Origin of the sequence: Pseudomonas sp. KBN12P06040, from assembly GCF_037574965.1 — a bacterium.
GTDB lineage: Bacteria > Pseudomonadota > Gammaproteobacteria > Pseudomonadales > Pseudomonadaceae > Pseudomonas > Pseudomonas aeruginosa.
In genome coordinates this window covers 1,836,570-1,853,160 of the sequence record NZ_JBBELS010000001.1, presented here as the reverse complement: position 1 = coordinate 1,853,160, position 16,591 = coordinate 1,836,570, and the positions used below count along the sequence as shown (strand labels likewise).

14 protein-coding genes are annotated in these 16,591 nt (G+C 66.3%); 2 read left to right on the top strand and 12 right to left on the bottom strand.

Annotation, left to right across the window (positions count from 1 at the left end; genetic code table 11):
- Positions 1-6 precede the first annotated feature (6 nt).
- Positions 7-999 carry an ADP-glyceromanno-heptose 6-epimerase gene (gene rfaD, locus VQ067_RS08760; RefSeq protein WP_034019771.1) on the bottom strand — a complete coding sequence of 331 codons (993 nt, stop codon included), beginning with the start codon at positions 997-999 and terminating at the stop codon, positions 7-9.
- Between the two features lie 95 nt (positions 1,000-1,094).
- The gene (locus VQ067_RS08755; protein ID WP_003091717.1) at positions 1,095-1,385 is read right to left on the bottom strand and encodes a SelT/SelW/SelH family protein; all 291 of its coding nucleotides are present in this window, start codon (positions 1,383-1,385) and stop codon (positions 1,095-1,097) included.
- Positions 1,386-1,453: 68 nt separating this feature from the next.
- Here VQ067_RS08755 and plpD point away from each other — a divergent pair, with 68 nt between their 5' ends.
- Positions 1,454-3,640 (top strand): patatin-like phospholipase PlpD, encoded by a 2,187-nt coding sequence (gene plpD / locus VQ067_RS08750; RefSeq protein WP_003091718.1) that lies wholly within the window; start codon positions 1,454-1,456, stop codon positions 3,638-3,640.
- 7 nt (positions 3,641-3,647) lie between these two features.
- Here plpD and VQ067_RS08745 read toward each other — a convergent pair whose 3' ends face one another.
- From VQ067_RS08745 to VQ067_RS08700, 10 genes are all read right to left on the bottom strand, one after another.
- Positions 3,648-5,696, bottom strand: coding sequence for a FimV/HubP family polar landmark protein (locus VQ067_RS08745; RefSeq protein ID WP_033990733.1), 2,049 nt, complete (start codon positions 5,694-5,696; stop codon positions 3,648-3,650).
- A 276-nt stretch (positions 5,697-5,972) separates the two neighbouring features.
- A complete protein-coding gene (locus tag VQ067_RS08740; protein ID WP_003091721.1) occupies positions 5,973-6,407 on the bottom strand; it encodes a MarR family transcriptional regulator in 435 nt (144 codons plus the stop codon).
- Positions 6,408-6,524: 117 nt separating this feature from the next.
- Positions 6,525-7,541, bottom strand: a complete 1,017-nt coding sequence (locus tag VQ067_RS08735) for a DUF2804 domain-containing protein (protein WP_003109306.1) — start codon at positions 7,539-7,541, stop codon at positions 6,525-6,527.
- 150 nt (positions 7,542-7,691) lie between these two features.
- The gene (locus VQ067_RS08730) at positions 7,692-8,861 is read right to left on the bottom strand and encodes a GGDEF domain-containing protein (protein ID WP_003119637.1); all 1,170 of its coding nucleotides are present in this window, start codon (positions 8,859-8,861) and stop codon (positions 7,692-7,694) included.
- A gap of 88 nt (positions 8,862-8,949) precedes the next feature.
- Positions 8,950-11,088 (bottom strand): DNA helicase RecQ, encoded by a 2,139-nt coding sequence (recQ, locus tag VQ067_RS08725; protein ID WP_033990736.1) that lies wholly within the window; start codon positions 11,086-11,088, stop codon positions 8,950-8,952.
- Between the two features lie 83 nt (positions 11,089-11,171).
- Positions 11,172-11,522, bottom strand: coding sequence for a two-component system sensor histidine kinase HtpB (gene htpB, locus VQ067_RS08720; protein WP_003091725.1), 351 nt, complete (start codon positions 11,520-11,522; stop codon positions 11,172-11,174).
- A 65-nt stretch (positions 11,523-11,587) separates the two neighbouring features.
- The gene (gene hsbR / locus VQ067_RS08715) at positions 11,588-13,303 is read right to left on the bottom strand and encodes a two-component system response regulator HsbR (protein WP_003109304.1); all 1,716 of its coding nucleotides are present in this window, start codon (positions 13,301-13,303) and stop codon (positions 11,588-11,590) included.
- A 1-nt stretch (position 13,304) separates the two neighbouring features.
- Entirely contained in the window at positions 13,305-13,610 is a 306-nt protein-coding gene (gene hsbA / locus VQ067_RS08710) for an anti-anti sigma factor HsbA (RefSeq protein WP_003091727.1), read from the bottom strand.
- A 314-nt stretch (positions 13,611-13,924) separates the two neighbouring features.
- A complete protein-coding gene (gene cheR, locus VQ067_RS08705; RefSeq protein ID WP_003091728.1) occupies positions 13,925-14,749 on the bottom strand; it encodes a protein-glutamate O-methyltransferase CheR in 825 nt (274 codons plus the stop codon).
- Positions 14,750-14,825: 76 nt separating this feature from the next.
- Entirely contained in the window at positions 14,826-15,758 is a 933-nt protein-coding gene (locus VQ067_RS08700; protein ID WP_003091730.1) for a chemotaxis protein CheV, read from the bottom strand.
- Positions 15,759-15,889: 131 nt separating this feature from the next.
- Here VQ067_RS08700 and flgA point away from each other — a divergent pair, with 131 nt between their 5' ends.
- Positions 15,890-16,588 (top strand): flagellar basal body P-ring formation chaperone FlgA, encoded by a 699-nt coding sequence (gene flgA / locus VQ067_RS08695; protein ID WP_074241419.1) that lies wholly within the window; start codon positions 15,890-15,892, stop codon positions 16,586-16,588.
- Positions 16,589-16,591: the final 3 nt, after the last annotated feature.

The following is a 16,591-nucleotide window of genomic DNA, read 5'->3' as shown; positions in this document are numbered from 1 at the left end:
GATCCCTCAGGCACTGCGCGCCAGCCAGCGGCAGTAGCCGGAGACGCCCTCTTCCAGGCTCTGGAAATCGTCGCGGTAGCCCGCCTCGCGCAGCAGCTCCAGGTCGGCGCAGGTATGGCTCTGGTAGCGCGCCCGCAGCGACTCGGGGAACTCGCGGTAGCCGAGCAGGCCGCTTTCCACCGCCTGTTGCAGCGACAGGGGCGGCTGGTCGGCGTTGGCGCGGACGCTATTGATCACCGCCAGGGCGACCTCGTTGAAGGTCCGTGCCTGGCCGCTGCCGAGGTTGAAGATTCCCGAACGCTGCGGATGGTCGAAGAAATGCAGGTTGACCCGCGCCACGTCCTCCACCGCGACGAAGTCGCGCAGGTGGCCGCCGGGCGGGAAGCCGCCGTGTTCGCCGAACAGTTCGACCCGCCCGTCGCGGCGCAATTGCTGGTAGCAGTGGTAGGCCACCGAGGCCATCCGCCCCTTGTGTTCCTCGCGCGGCCCGTAGACGTTGAAGTAACGCAGGCCGACCACCTGGCTGCGCGCCTGCGGCAGCGCCCGCCGCACACGCTGGTCGAAGAGGAACTTGGAATAGCCGTAGACGTTCAGCGGCCGCTCGTACTGGCGCGCCTCGCGGAAGGTCCGGCCGACGCCGTAGACCGCCGCCGACGAGGCGTAGAGGAACGGCACGCCGAGTTCCAGGCTGCTTTCCAGCAGGCGGCAACTGTAGCGGTAGTTGTTCTCCATCATGTAGCGGCCATTGCTTTCCAGGGTGCTGGCGCAGGCGCCCTGGTGGAACAGCGCGCGGACCGTGCCGAAGTCGCCGCGGGCGTAGCGCTCGAGGAAGTCGTTCTGGTCCAGGTAGTCGGCGATATCGGCGTCCGCCAGGTTGCGGAACTGCTCGCCGTCGGTGAGATCGTCCACCGCGATGATGTCGGTCTCGCCGCGCCGGTTCAGCGCCTGCAGCAGATTGCTGCCGATGAAGCCGGCGGCGCCGGTGACGATGATGCTCATGGGCACTCCCTTCGACAGGATGAATGCCCCCAGGCTATGCCTATGCGCCGCGCCGCCCGTTGACCTGCAACAAGCCATGGGCGGACGGCAGCGGTTCAGCGGGAAGGACGATCGTTGTGCCCGAGGTCGCGTTGCGGGTCGATGCGGTCGCGAACCCGCTGCTTGAGCGCCTTGGCCTCGGGGAAGCCGCCGTCGGCCTTGCGCTCCCAGACCTGCACGCCGTCGCAGGTGATACGGAAGACGCCCCCGGTTCCGGGCTCCAGGCAGACTTTTCCGAGATCGTCGGCGAAGGTGCTGAGCAGTTCCTGGGCCAGCCAGGCGGCACGCAGCAGCCACTGGCACTGGGTGCAATAGGTGATGACGATTTCGGGCTTGGCGGTGGGCATGTCGGCGGCTCAGGGGAAACGGTCGCGCCTATAATAGCCGCCTTTTCACCCGGCTCCGGATCGTTCTCATGCGCCGCCTGCTGCTCGTACTGCTGCTCCTGCTTCCCCTGTCCGCCCTCGCCACGGAGGCCCGGCCGAAGATCGGCCTGGTCCTCTCCGGAGGTGCCGCCCGTGGCCTGGCCCATATCGGCGTGCTCAAGGCCCTCGACGAACAGGGCATCCAGATCGACGCCATCGCAGGCACCAGCATGGGCGCGGTGGTCGGCGGCCTGTACGCCTCCGGCTACACCCCCGCCGAACTGGAGCGCATCGCCCTGGAGATGGACTGGCAGCAGGCGCTGTCCGACGCGCCGCCGCGCAAGGACGTGCCGTTCCGCCGCAAGCAGGACGACCGCGACTTCCTGGTCAAGCAGAAGATCAGCTTCCGCGACGACGGCACCCTCGGCCTGCCGCTGGGGGTGATCCAGGGCCAGAACCTGGCGATGGTGCTGGAAAGCCTGCTGGTGCACACCAGCGACAACCGCGACTTCGACAAGCTGGCGATCCCCTTCCGCGCCGTCTCCACCGATATCGCAACCGGCGAGAAAGTGGTGTTCCGCAAGGGCCACCTGCCCCAGGCGATCCGCGCCAGCATGTCGATCCCCGCCGTGTTCGCCCCGGTGGAGATCGACGGCAGGCTGCTGGTGGATGGCGGCATGGTCGACAACATCCCGGTGGACGTGGCGCGCGACATGGGCGTGGACGTGGTGATCGTGGTCGACATCGGCAACCCGCTGCGCGACCGCAAGGACCTGAGCACCGTGCTCGACGTGATGAACCAGTCGATCACCCTGATGACCCGGAAGAACTCCGAAGCCCAGCTGGCCACGCTCAAGCCCGGCGACGTGCTGATCCAGCCGCCGCTGTCCGGCTACGGCACCACCGACTTCGGCCGCGTGCCGCAACTGATCGACGCCGGCTACCGCGCCACCACGGTGCTCGCCGCGCGCCTCGCCGAGTTGCGCAAGCCGAAGGACCTCAACAGCGAAGCGCTCGACGTGGCGCGCACGCCGAACCAGCGCAAGCCGGTGATCGACGCGATCCGCGTGGAGAACAACTCGAAGGTCAGCGACGAGGTGATCCGCCACTACATCCGCCAGCCGCTCGGCACGCGCCTCGACCTCGGCCGCCTGCAGGACGACATGAGCACCCTCTACGGCCTCGACTACTTCGACCAGGTGCAGTACCGGGTGGTCAAGGAGAAGAAGCTCAACACCCTGGTGATCCACGCCACCGGCAAGAAAGGCGGCACCGACTTCCTTCGCCTGGGCCTCAACCTGTCAGACGACATGCGCGGCGAAAGCACCTTCAACCTCGGCGGCAGCTACCGCATGAACGGCCTCAACCGGCTCGGCGCCGAGTGGCTGACCCGGGTCCAGCTCGGCGACCGCCAGGAACTCTACAGCGAGTTCTACCAGCCGCTCGACGTCGGCTCGCGCTACTTCGTCGCGCCCTTCCTGTTCCACGAGGCACAGAACGTCGACGTCACCGAGAACAACGACCCGCTGCTGCGCTATCGCCTGGAGCGCTACGGCTACGGCCTCAACGTCGGCCGGCAGATCGCCAACAACGGCGAAATCCGCCTGGGCGCGGTGCAGGCCTACGGCAAGGCCGACGTACGCATCGGCGACCCGAGCCTGCCGGACATCGACTTCACCGAGGGCTACTACGAACTGAAGTACTCGTTCGACACCGTCGACGACGTCAATTTCCCCCACGAGGGCGAGGAGATCGGCCTGACCATGCGCCGCTACGACAAGTCCCTCGGCTCGGACGACAGCTACCGGCAGTGGGACCTGCGGCTGAACAAGGCGCTCAGCTTCGGCGCCGACACCTGGGTGTTCGGCGGCGGCTACGGGCGCACCCTGGACGACGCCGAGGTGGTCACCTCCAGCTTCACCCTCGGCGGCGCCCGCGAGCTGTCGGGCTTCCGCCGCGACGCGCTGTCCGGGCAGAACTACAGCCTGGGACGGATCGTCTATTACCGGCGCCTCACCGAACGTTCCTTCCTGCCGCTGGACTTCCCGCTGTACCTGGGCGGCAGCATCGAGCGCGGACGCATCTGGAACAACGACAACGAATACGACAGCGGCTACATCAACGCCGCCAGCCTGATGATCGGCTTCGATACGCCGCTGGGGCCGCTGACCTTCAGCTACGGGATCAACGACGAGAACTTCAAGGCGTTCTACCTGAACCTCGGACAGAACTTCTGAGCGGAGTTCAGGCGATCAGCGCCAGCAACTCGCGCGCCTCGGCCTTCTGCCACGGGTCGCCGTGCGCCACCACCAGGCGCAGGATGCGGCTGGCCTGGTCGAGATCGCCGCTGTCGATGCAGGCGCGGGCCCGGTCCAGGCTGGCCGAGGCCTCCTCCGGCGGCACCGTGGCCGGCTCCGGCTGGTCGAGTTCGAGGTGTTCGTACTCGGCGACATCCGGCAGTTCATGGAGATTGCTCTCGAACGCCAGGGGCTCCTCCTCCGCCGGTTCCGCCTTGCCGGCAGCGGCGCGGCGCGGCAGGTCGGGGTTGTCCAGGGGATTCTCCAGGGCGCCCCAGTCGAGATCGAGATCGAGGTTGAGGTCGCCGAAGCCGTCGGCGCCCGAGGTCGCATCCGGCTGCTGCGCGGCGGGCGGCTCGGCCAGCGGCAGGTCGCTCCAGTCGTCGTCCTTGGTTGCCGCCGGCGTCTCGGTCGCCGGCATCTGTAGCAGCGCCGGGTAGCGTCCGCGCAACTCGTCGATGGCCTCCGGGTTGCCGCCAGTGGCCAGGGTTTCCTCGGCCAGCGCGTCGAAGCCGGCCGCATCGCCCAGCTCAGCCAGCACCAGCAACAGCTTCATCCGCGCGCTCAGGCGCTGCGGCTGCTCGGCGAGGACCTGACGCAGCAGGTCGCGGGCCTGTCCGTAGCGACCGTAGGCGATATAGATGTCGGCGCCGTCCAGCTTGTCCGCCGCAGCCATGGCGGCGCGCGGAGCGGCGGCCGGAGCAGGCGGAGGAGACGGCGGCGGGCTGGAGGGAACGGCGACCGGCGGCCTGGCCTGTTCCTCGACCTTTGCCGGCGCCGGTGCGGCCGCCGGGGGGCGCGGCGCACGGCGCAGCGGCAGGTTCAGGGCAACCCGGCGCTTCGGTTCGACCGCTGGGACAGGAGTCTCTTCGCGGCGGCGACGCAACAGCAATACGCCGAGCAGGGCGAGGACCAGCAGCAGGACGATCATCCAGCGCCAGTGCTGCGAGTCCGTCGGCGTTTCAACCGGTTGCGCAACCGAAGGCGCGGCCGCGGCGGGCGGCGGCGCCGCGGGCCGCACCGCCTGGCGCCGGGCCAGTTGCTGTTGCAGTTCGGCGACCTGGCGATCGCGCTGCTGCAGTTGTTCCTGCAAGGCCTGCAACTGGCGTTGCAGATCGTCCATCCGCTGGCTCAGTTCCTCCCGTTGCCGGGCCAGCGCCTCGGCCTCGGCATCCGCCTGGCGCTGCGCCTCGACGAGAGCCGCCGGAGCGTTTTCCACCACGGCGGCATCGGCTGGCGGCAGGACTTCCACGGCCGCCTCCTTCACGGCGCCGGGCGCGCCTCGCTCCGGCTGGTAGCCGGCCGGCAGGCGCAGGCGCGCGCCGGCCTTGAGCCGGTGCCGGTCGGCATTGACGAAGGCCTGCGGATTGAGCTGGTACAGGGCCTCCATGAGTTGCGCGCGATCGGCGTTGCCGGCACCACGCAGGCGTCCGCTGATGGCCCAGAGGTTGTCGCTGGGGCGAGCCAGGTATTCGTCGCCCGGCTCCAGCAGTGCCGGGTCTACGACGACCGCGGCACTACGCGGCGCAGGCGCCGGCGTCGAGGATTGCCGCTGCGGCTCGATCCCGCTGCGCGCGGCCGGAAGCATACGCGGCGTATAACCGAGCGGATCGAGCAGTACGGTGAATTCGCGGACGATGCGGCCGTTGGGGCGGGCCACCTCCACCAGGAAATTCAGGTAGGGCTCCTGCACCGGTCGGCTCGAGGACACATGGATGCGATTGCCACCGCGCCCCTGGAGCACCGGACTGAAACGCAGCTCGTTGAGGAACTGCAAGCGTTCCACCCCGGCCGCGGCGAAGACGTCGGCGCCCGCCAGGCGGACCTCGATCTCGTCCGCGCCGAGATCGCCGACGTCGAACAGTTCGATATCCGCATCCAGCGGCTGGTTGAGCGCCGAATGCAGGGTGATGTCCCCCACTCCCAGGGCGCTCGCCTGGCCGGCCAACAGGCACGACCAGGCACACAGCATGACACGCAAGGCTTTACCGGGCATTCCGTTCTTTTCTCCGCACTTCGAGCACGCAGCCGGCCAGCGGTCGACTGCTACATCTATTTCACGTTAGCCCGAATTTCGCCCCGTACAGGGCTGAACGCACCACATGGCGCGAGACATGGCTTTTTGCCATCACTGAATAGAGGAATGCCGTAGAAACGGTCAAGATTTTTCGTCAGAAAACCGACGAAAACCTCTGTAGAGGGCTTTCGAACGAAAGCCCTGGAGGTGATGCCATAAAAATGGCGATTCTAGCGGAATTTTGTGACGCAGTGCTCAGCGCTTTTCCAGGTTCGCCAGGATTCGCAAGAGCACCTGCTGGCATAGCGCCTGCTCGGACTCGTCGATGCCGGTCAGTACGTCGTTGCGAACGCTGGCGGCGATGGCCTCGATATCGGCGATCAGCACATCGGCCTTGGGCGTCAGCACGATGTGCTTGGCCCGCCGGTCCTCCGCCACCGCCAGGCGTCGTACCAGGCCCTGGGACTCGAGGCCGTCGAGCAGTCGCGCCAGGGTCGGGCCTTCGACCCCGACCGATTGGGCCAACTCGCGCTGGGTGGGCGAATCGCGATGGCGCGCCAGATGCAACAACACCAACCAGCGCGCCTGGGACAGGCCGAGGTGACTGAGGCGGCGGTCGAGTTCAGCGCGCCAAGCACGGGAAGTCTGGGCTAGCAAGGTGCCGAAATAGTGCTTGTCTGTCTGAGCCATAGGAAAAAAGAGGTCCGATATTTCATTTGACTAATTATTAGTCGGCTAATAATGCCCGTCCAATTTTCCCTCGTACAATGACAAATTGTCGCACGATATGCCCAGGCCAGGCCCCGTCTACCACTTGGCGTACTGGTCCTCGACGAAGCCCCAGAGCCGCTCGATCCTCACCTCGGCACGACCTCGCGGGCGCAGCACACCGCTGAAACAACCGAAGATCTGCTTGAAGTTGCTCGCCAGCAGACCGAGGTTCAGCCGCTCCTGGTGCATGCCGTGGGCCTCGAAGCGCAGCTCTACCTGGCCATCGTATGAACGGATGGTCCAGGGCCGCAGCGGCTGGTCGCGGTCGAAGTCGAAGCGCACGCTGTCGACCTTCAGCAGTTCGCCGTCCAGCCAGTAGCAGTTCTCGGTGAAGCTGGTCTCGTTGACCCCGCACGACAGGTTCAGGCCGACCCGCAAGCCGTCCGCCTCGCCGGACAGGCAAGCCCAGTTCCAGAAGGTTTCCGGGCGCATGTAGCCCGCCGACCAGTCGTGATGGGCGAAGGCGTCCAGCGCCTGCAGGTCGTGGTCGCCGAGGGCGCTGCGCACGTCGCCGCGACAGCGCACGCCGGCCACCTTCTGCGCATAGACCCAGCCGTTCACCGCGGTCGGCGTACACAGGCACATAGGCTGGAAGCTCGGCGCCTCCTCGCTGAAGCAGGCGTCGATGCGGGTGCCATCGTCGAGTTCCACCAGCAGGCGTTTCTCCCGGGGAGCCGTACGGTTCTCCAGGCGTAGCAGGTTGCGCCCCTGGCGCAGTTCGCAGACGCCGTCGTCCGGGGTCTGGGAAAACCGGGTTCCGAACCCCAGCGGCAGCTTGAAGCGCCGCTCCAGCATGCGTCCGCTGGAAGGCTGGTAGAGGTAGACGAAGCCGACGCCAAGCAAGCTCAGCTGGGCCAGGGCGCAGCCGCCGATCAGCTCCGGGCTGATCAGGCCGAAGTACTGGAACTGATGGAAGCGTCGCCATTTGCCCAGGGCCCCCACGCGCCGGCCCATCGGCGAACGGAAGTCGAAATCGCGGTAATTGATGTGCTGCGGGGCACTCGGGAAGATGCCGTAGTGCGGTTGGCCGTTGGCCTGGATCAAGCGCTGCATGGGGTCCGTCCGGAAGTCGTCTCGCGGCGGGGCCGGCAGCTCTGCGAAGAGCGGCCGTGCCTGCCATTTTTTCCTGTCGAACCTAGCATTCGCCGCTTCGTCCCGCAGTCACCGGCGGCGCCAGCCACAGGGACAAAATCGGCCATGGACTCAGGCCACCACCTGATTGCGGCCGAATGCCTTGGCTTCGTAAAGCGCGCGATCGGCATGCTCGTAGAGATCGTAGAGGCGCTTCAGGTCGTTGCCCGGGGTCGGCCACAGGCAGGACACGCCGACCGACAGGGTCACTTCGCGCGCCGTGTCCGACGCCTCGTGCTCCATGCGCAGCGCCTGCACCTGCGCGCGCAGCGCTTCCGCGCGCAGCCTCGCCTCATGCTCGTTGGCGCCGTACAGCAACAGGGCGAACTCCTCGCCGCCCAGGCGCACCGCCATGTCCAGCGGACGCCTGGCATTCGCCTCGAACACCGCGCCGATGCGCTGCAGGACCGCATCGCCAGCCTGGTGTCCGTAGCGGTCGTTATAGGCCTTGAAATGGTCGACGTCGCAAAGCAGCAGCGCCAGGGTCTTCTGTTCGCGCTGGGCCTGGCGCCAGAGGCGGTCGAGGTGCTGGTTGAAGCTGCGCCGGTTGTGCAGGCCGGTCAGGCTGTCGTGGTCGGCCATCACCCGCAACAGGCGGCTGATGAGGAAATGCTCGCGCGACTTGAACTCCAGCAGGTAGCAGCCGACCGCGCCGATCAGGTTACCGAACAGCAGGAACAGCAGGTTGTTGCCCAGCGGCTCCTGGGTACCCGCCCACCACTCGAAACCCAGGTAGGCGAGCAGCACCACCAACGCACAGCTCAATGCCTGCGACAACCGCAGGCCGGCGAGGAAATAGGCGGCGAAACTGACCAGCAGCAGGCCTTCGTAGGGATAACCTGGATCCGCCCGGTGCGCCAGGCCGACCACCGCCGCCGCACCGACGCCAAGGGCGAGGACGCAGGCGATGCTCAGCGGCACCATCAGCTGGATGTGCCGGCGCAGCATGATCAGGCAGCCGCAGACCAGTAGCAGGACCAGCACGCCAAGGCGCACCGCCAGTACGCCCCACAGCGGGGGACCAGCGAGGATCAGCAGGTCGATGCCGATGAACGCCAGCCAGACGAGCATGCCGACGCTGAGGGCGATGCGTTTCAGCGCGAAGCTGTCCTCCAGCATGTAGCGCCGGTAGTCACGCTCCAGTTCGGGAAGGAAACGCAGACCGCGGAAACCGCGGTTCAATTGGTCGGCATAGAGGTTGGAACGGGAGTCGTCCAACCGGTCCTTCTGTGTCACGCACACCTCTTCTCTTGGAGGGCTTGGCGTCACAGTAGACGCTTGCGAAGGACGTCACAAGATTGGCGTCAGAAAATACCGGCAAATGGCCATATCACGACTCCAGTTCCACCTGCAGGGCGGCGCGCACGCAGTGCAGCACGCCACTCGGCACCCGCTTGCCGAAACGCTCCTCCAGCGCCGCCACCGGCGGCAGTTCGCCGTCTTCCTCGAGGAAGGCGTCCTGGATTTCGCCGAGGAGTTCCTCGGGCAGATCCAGCGCCTGCTCCAGGCTCACCTGCTGACCGGCGATGGCCTCGGCGAGCATCGCGTAGACGTTCTTCTCGCTGCAATTGAGCTGGCGGGCTATCTGCGCCGGGGTCATCCCCGCACAGGCCAGGCTGGCCAATTCGTGGCGCAGGTCCTGCGGCGGCGCGGCGGGCGCCGCCGGCGAGTCGGTGAGGACATCGAGGAAGGCCTGGCCGTAGCGCTCCAGCTTGCGCGCGCCGACCCCGCTGACCTGGGCCATGTCGGATAGCGAGCGCGGCTGGCTGCGGAGCATTTCCAGCAGGGTCGCGTCGGGGAAGATCACATAGGGCGGCACCGAATGCTCTTCGGCCAGCTTGCGCCGCAGCGCGCGCAGGGCCTCCCACATTTCCCGCTCTTCGCTGCGCACCAATTGGCTGGCGGCGCTGGCGCCGCCGCTGGAGGAGCCCTTGGCGCGCTGTGGCTTGAGGTCGCGGCGCAGCTCCAGCCGCACCTCGCCACGCAACAGCGGACGACAGGCCTCGGTCAGGCGCAGGCCGCCGAAGCCGTCCAGGTCGACGTCGGCCAGGCCGCGCGCGACCAACTGGCGAAACAGGGTCCGCCACTCGTCTTCGCCGCGCCCCTTGCCGATCCCGAACACCGCCAGGTGCTGGTGGCCGAGACTGCGGATCTTCTCGGTCTCGCGGCCGAGCAGGATATCCACCAGATGGCCGACGCCGTAGCGCTGGCCGCTGCGGTAGATCGCCGACAGCGCCTGGCGCGCGGATTCGGTGGCATCCCAGGTTTCCACGCCGTCCACGCAGTTGTCGCAATGCCCGCAGGGCTGCGGCATCTCCTCGTCGAAATAGGCCAGCAGCGCCTGGCGCCGGCAGCGGGTTTCCTCGCAGAGCGCCAGCATGGCTTCCAGCTTGTGCCGCTCGACGCGCTTGTGCCGCTCGTCGCCCTCGGAACTCTGCATCATCTGCCGCAGCAGCAGGACGTCCTGCAGGCCGTAGGCCATCCAGGCGTCGGCCGGCAGGCCGTCGCGGCCGGCGCGGCCGGTTTCCTGGTAATAGGCCTCGAGGCTCTTGGGCAGGTCGAGGTGGGCGACAAAACGCACGTTGGGCTTGTCGATGCCCATGCCGAAGGCGATGGTCGCCACCATGATCAAGCCTTCCTCGTTGAGGAAGCGCTTCTGGTGGTGGGCACGCAGTTCGTTGGACAGTCCGGCGTGATACGGCAGCGCGGGGAAGCTCTGGTTGCCGAGGAATTCCGCGACCTCCTCGACCTTCTTCCGCGACAGGCAGTAGACGATGCCGGCATCGCCGCGCCGCTCGGAGAGGAAGCCGAGCAACTGCTTGCGCGGCTGCTCCTTGGGCACGATGCGGTAGAAGATGTTCGGCCGGTCGAAGCTGGAGAGGAACTGCTCGGCGTTCTGCAGGTGCAGGCGCTGGATCATCTCCTCGCGGGTACGCATGTCCGCGGTGGCGGTCAGGGCGATCCGCGGCACCTGCGGGAACAGCTCGGCAAGCTGGCCGAGCTGCAGGTATTCGGGACGGAAGTCATGGCCCCATTGCGACACGCAGTGCGCTTCGTCGATGGCGAACAGGCCGACCGGCAGTCGTTGCAGGAAGGCCAGCATGCGCGGCTGGACCAACCGTTCCGGTGCCAGGTAGAGCAGCTTGATCTCGCCGCGCTGCAGGCGCTCGGCGATGTCCCGCTGCTGCTCGGGGTTGAGGGTGGAGTTCAGCGCCACCGCCGGCACGCCGAGTTCGTCCAGGGTGGCGACCTGGTCCTCCATCAGCGCGATCAGCGGCGACACCACCACCGTCAGGCCTTCGCGCAGCAGCGCCGGGACCTGGAAACACAGGGACTTGCCACCGCCGGTGGGCATCAGTACCAGCGCATCGCCACCCTCGGCCACCCGCTCGATGATCCGTGCCTGGTTGCCACGGAAGGCGTCGTAACCGAAAACGTCTTTGAGGATGCGTAGGGCTTGCTCGCGCATGAAGGACTCCAAATCGAGCGGCGCATTATACGCCAGGGAGGCTCGATCGGGCCGGTACCTTGTCGCCGGAAAGGACGAAAACCTCAGCGATAGCGCTGACGTTCCTGTTTGAAAAGGATGCGGACGATGGCGAATTCGCGCTCCATCTGTTCGATCAGCGCCGGCGCCCGTTGCAGGTCGCCGCGCCTGGCGCTTTCTTCCAGCTCCTTGCAGTAGCCGGCGAGGAGTACCGCGCCCATGTTGCTGCTGCCTCCCTTGAAGCTGTGTGCGGTATGCCGCAAAGCCTGGGCATCGCCGGCCTGGAGGGCGGCATGCAGGCTGCGCAGGCGCTCCTCGGAGTCGAGCACGAAGGTATCCAGCAGGACCGGATATTCGTCCTCCATGACCTCCTGCAACGAAGCCAGAACACGATCATCGAGATGCGGCGCGGACATTCGATCGCTCCCTGAAGTCGACTTCCGATGCCCTACCCATTAGGAGCACCGCGACGAAAGCGCGATTATGCCTGAGGCGACCAGAAAAACTCCACGGACACCACCTTTCCGTCGGCCGACCACTGGCAACGATCGGACAATTCGCGGATCAGGCGCAAACCCCTGCCGCAGAGGCGTTCCTGACGCTCCACGGCATTCAGCGCGCGCTCCACGTCGAAACCTTCGCCGCTGTCCTCGACCCGCACCAGCAGACGCCCCCCCGCGCCATGCGGCGCCAGGTCCAGGTGCAGCCGCACGTAGCCGTCGCGCAAGGCCTGCAGGCGGCTGACCCGCTCCTGGTAATAGCGGGCGAATCCCGCCGCGTCGCTCTTCATCGTCGAATCGAGGCCGATGACGCCATGTTCCAGGGCGTTCGAATAGAGTTCGGCGAGTACCGTATATAGCGCACCGCCGCGCGCGCGCAGGTCGTGGACCTCGAGCAGCAGTTGCAGCACATGGGGCAGCGGGTTGAAATGCTTGAGGGTTTCGGCGCGGAATTCGAAGCTCACCGACCAGTCCAGCGGACTGCTCACACCGCTATCGGAAAACGCCAGCGGCGGACATTGCAGGCCGCTATCCGGCTGCAGCCGCACCTCGAGCATGCTCACGTCGTCCTGCACCGAGCCGCGGAACTGCGCCAGGCTGCGCTGGATCTCGTCGAACAGCGCGGACGGCTGGCGATTGTGCTCGAACAGCCGGAGCAGCCGCGCCTCGCCGAACATCTCGCCAGCCTTGTTGCTGGCCTCGAGGACACCGTCGGAAAACAGGAATATCCGATCTTCGATATCCAGCGGATAGGTTTCGCAACGGTCGCTGAACGCCGCCGGCTCGAGGATTCCCAGCGGCAGGTGGCGGGACACCAGGGCGACCCGCTCGCCGCTGGCGGCGCGCAGCAGGTAGCCGTCCGGCAAGCCGCCGTTCCAGACCTCCACCAGTTCGCGCTGGAAGCTCAGGTTGAGCAAGGTGGCGCAGCAGAACACGCCGACCGGCAGGATGCGCTTCAGCTTGGCGTTCATCTCGCGGAGGATGTCGGCCATCGGATAGCCCTTGGCGGTCATCCCGTAGAACACCTCGGCCAGCGGCATCGCGCCGATCGCCGCCGGCAGGCCGTGGCCGGTGAAGTCGCCGAGCAGCACGTGCATGCCGCCGGACGGCTTGTAGGCGGCCAGCAGCAGGTCGCCGTTGAACAGCGCGAGGGGCGATTGCAGGTAGCGCACGTTGCTGGCGTTCAGGCAGCCGGAATGGGCCACCTTGTCGAACACCGCCTTGGCCACCCGCTGTTCGTTGAGCAGGTGCTCGTTGTGCCGGACGATCAGGTCGCGCTGCTCCAGCACCGTTCGTTGCAGCAGGTGCAGGCGTCCCATGGCGTTGATCTTGGCTTCGAGGATCACCCGGTTGTACGGCTTGGAGAGGAAGTCGTCGCCGCCCGCCTCCAGGCTCTGCACCAGCGCCTCGGTTTCGCTGAGGGAGGTGAGGAAGATGATCGGCACCAGCTCTTCGCCAGCCTGCTGCTTGATCCGCCGGGCAGCCTCGAAGCCATCCATCACCGGCATCATCACGTCCATCAGGACCAGTTGCGGCCGCTCGGTCTCGAACAGCGCCACCGCCTCCAGGCCGTTGCCGGCGGTCAGCACGCGATGCCCCTGGCGGCTGACGATGGTCGACAGCAGCAGGCGGTCGGCCGCGTTGTCCTCGGCGATGAGAATCGTCAGGCTCTCGATCCGCGCCGCCGGGGGATTCATCTCAGCTGATCTTGAACAACTGCTCGAAGTTGGAGATGGCGAGGATCTTGCGCACTTCCGGGCTGCAGTTCGCCAGGCTGATCTGCGCGTTCTCGCCGCCGGCGTGGTCGCGCAGCAGCAGGAGCATGCCGAGGGCCGAGCTGTCCAGGTAGGTGGCGTTGCGCAGGTCGACGACATAGCGTCGCGGAGTGATCGCGACGCGCTCGTAGGCGTCGCGGAAGTCCTGATGGGCCCCGAAGTCGAAGCGCCCCTGGATCTGGATGGTCAACTCTTGCCCATCGGCCGAGGGCAGCGCAGTGATGGCCATGGAAGTCTCCTGGTAGGCGTGGCGGATCGAGGGAACGCTTGAATCATGTAAGCAGTTCCCCGGCAAAGCGGCAACTTGCCAGATCACCTGACTATCAGAAATATCTGTCAATACAACTAGATCGCGCAGTCCTAAACTGCCCCGCTCCGAGCCAGCCGTCCTGTACCGAGCGGGCTGCGACGGCGCCGCCGCGCGTGGCGCTCGGAGCCTGGGCAGTGGGCGAAAGTCTCGTCCCACCTGCCCGTCCCAAGCGGACCCGCGCCAGGCTGCCAGGTCACCCCCGGCGCAACCTGGCGCGGGTCCGCTTCCTTGCGCTACTTGGCCCGGTAGATGATGCCCGGGCTGCACTGCACCATCTGGTAGTGGTCGGGCAGGTTGTTCAACGCCTCGGAGGCGCCGAGGAACAGGTAGCCGCCAGGCTTGAGCGTGCCATGGATGCGCAGCAGGATGTCGCGCTTCACCTCGGCGGAGAAATAGATCAGCACGTTGCGGCAGAACACCATGTCGAACTTGCCGAGGCTGGCGTAGCTGTCCAGCAGGTTCAGGGCGCGGAACTCGACGCGGCTGCGGATCGCCGGCTTGACCGCCCAGCGCCCCGGTCCCTTGGCGTCGAAATAGCGTTGCAGACGCTCCGGGGACAGGCCGCGGCCCATCGCCAGGGTGTCGTATTCACCGGCCTTGGCGGCGGTGAGCATCGACCCCGACAGGTCGGTGGCGACGATCTGCACGCCCGCCTTCAACTGCCCCAGGTTGGTCTTCTCGAACTCGTCGATGGCCATCGATAGCGAGTACGGCTCCTGGCCGGACGAACAGGCCGCCGACCAGATCCGCAGGCGCTGCCCGCCGTTGGCCTTGATCAGTTCGGGAAGAACCCGCTGCTTGAGCACCTCGAACGGGTAGGTATCGCGAAACCACAGGGTCTCGTTGGTGGTCATCGCGTCCACCACCATCTCGCGCAGGCCGCCGCGCTGGGTCTGGATGCGCTGCACCAGCTCTCCCAGGCTCTTGATGCCCTGCTGCTCCATCAGCTTGTTCAGCCGGCTCGAGACCAGGTACTGCTTGTTGCTGCCCAGCACAATGCCGCAGGTCTTCTCGAGGAAGACCCTGAACAACTCGAAATCCGCATTAGCTGCCGACACGCATAAGCCTCTTCGCCCTGGGCGACCGGAACGCAGCCGGTCGCCCGTATTCACATTGTTGTCGAGGGCCGATCGCTCAGCCCGCGTCCACCGCCTTGATCCGCTCCACCACCCGCGCCGCCAGATCGTCCGGACGGAACTTGGCGAGGAAGTCGTCCGCACCGACCTTCTTCACCATCGCCTGGTTGAAGACCCCGGACAACGAAGTATGCAAGAGAATGTGCAGTTTCTGCAGGCGGGGATCGCTACGGATTTCCGCCGTCAGGGTATAACCGTCCATTTCCGGCATTTCGATGTCGGAGATCAGCATCAGCAGCTCGTCTTCCGGACGCCGTCCCTCGGCGAGCATGTTCTGCAGGTACTCCAGGGCCTGGCGCCCGTCGTTGAGCGCGGTCATTTCCACGCCGACCGCCTCCAGGCAACGGGTCACCTGCTTGCGCGCCACCGACGAATCGTCCACCACCAGCACCCGCTTGGTCACCGCGCGGCTCTGGGTCTCGGCGTCCACCACTCCGTGGGACACTTCCTCGGACGTCGGTGCGACCTCCGCGAGCACTTTTTCCACGTCGATGATTTCCACCAACTGCTTGTCCACCCGGGTCACCGCGGTCAGGTAATGCTCGCGGCCGGCGCCCTTGGGTGGCGGATGGATCTCTTCCCAGTTCATGTTGACGATGCGCTCCACCGAGCGCACCAGGAAGCCCTGCACCTTGGTGTTGTACTCGGTGATGATCGCGAAGCTGTTGGTCAGGTCCTGCAACCCGCGGCGGCCGGTGGCCAGCGCCAGGTCGAGGATCGGAATGGTGCCTCCGCGGATGTTCGCCACCCCGCGCACCACCGGGCTGGACTTGGGCATCACCGTCAGGCGCGGGCATTGCAACACCTCTTTCACCTTGAACACGTTGATGCCGTAGAGCTGGTTACCGTCCAGACGGAACAGAAGCAGCTCCAGACGGTTCTGTCCGACCAACTGCGTGCGCTGGTTGACTGAATCCAAAACACCGGCCATTGGCGCTCCCCTCAGACGGTCGTACCGGACTCCGGCACGACCATTGCTTAACCCGTTGCATGAAACAGACAACGACAGTTTTTCGACGAATAATGGCCCGTAGCCATATTTCTCTACGGTTTTTACCCGTTTTGCTCGGGCTCGGCTACCTGTGCGCGGCTAACAACAGCCAGGCCCAGGGTTTTACCGCTCCCGAGGTACTTATCGGCTCCACCCAGGGGTTTCTTGAATTCAAGGTAGAAGAATATCTGCAGAATAGCGGACTCGACGGGCGCTACCAGATTCAGGTCAATCGCGTCGACCCGCGCTTGCGCCTGGCCGAATGCGACAGGGACTTGACGCTCACCCAGGAAAGTCCGGCACAACCGATCGGCAGGGTCACCGTGCGCATCGGTTGCGAAGGCAGTGCGCCCTGGACCATCTTCATGCCGGCGCAGGTGAAACTGTTCCGCCAGGTGGTGGTCGCAGTGCAGCCGCTCAAGCGCGCGCACGTGCTGGAGGATGCCGACATCGCCCTGGTCGAGCGCGACGTCGGCCTGCTGACCCAGGGCTACCTGACCGATCCGGCCCGCGTCGTCGGGCAGAAACTGCGCCGACCGGTGGTCAACGACCAGGTGCTGGCGCCGGTCTTCCTCGAGCAGGCCGAAGCCGTGCGCAAGGGCGATCAGGTGGTGATTCTCGCGCGCACCGCCACCATCAACGTCAAGATCCCCGGCGAGGCGCTGTCCGATGGCGCCCCGGGCCAGCAGATCCGCGTGCGCAACCTGCGCTCGCAGCGGGTGATCAAGGCCCGCGTGATAGAGCCCGGCACGGTCGAGGTGAATATGTAGAGG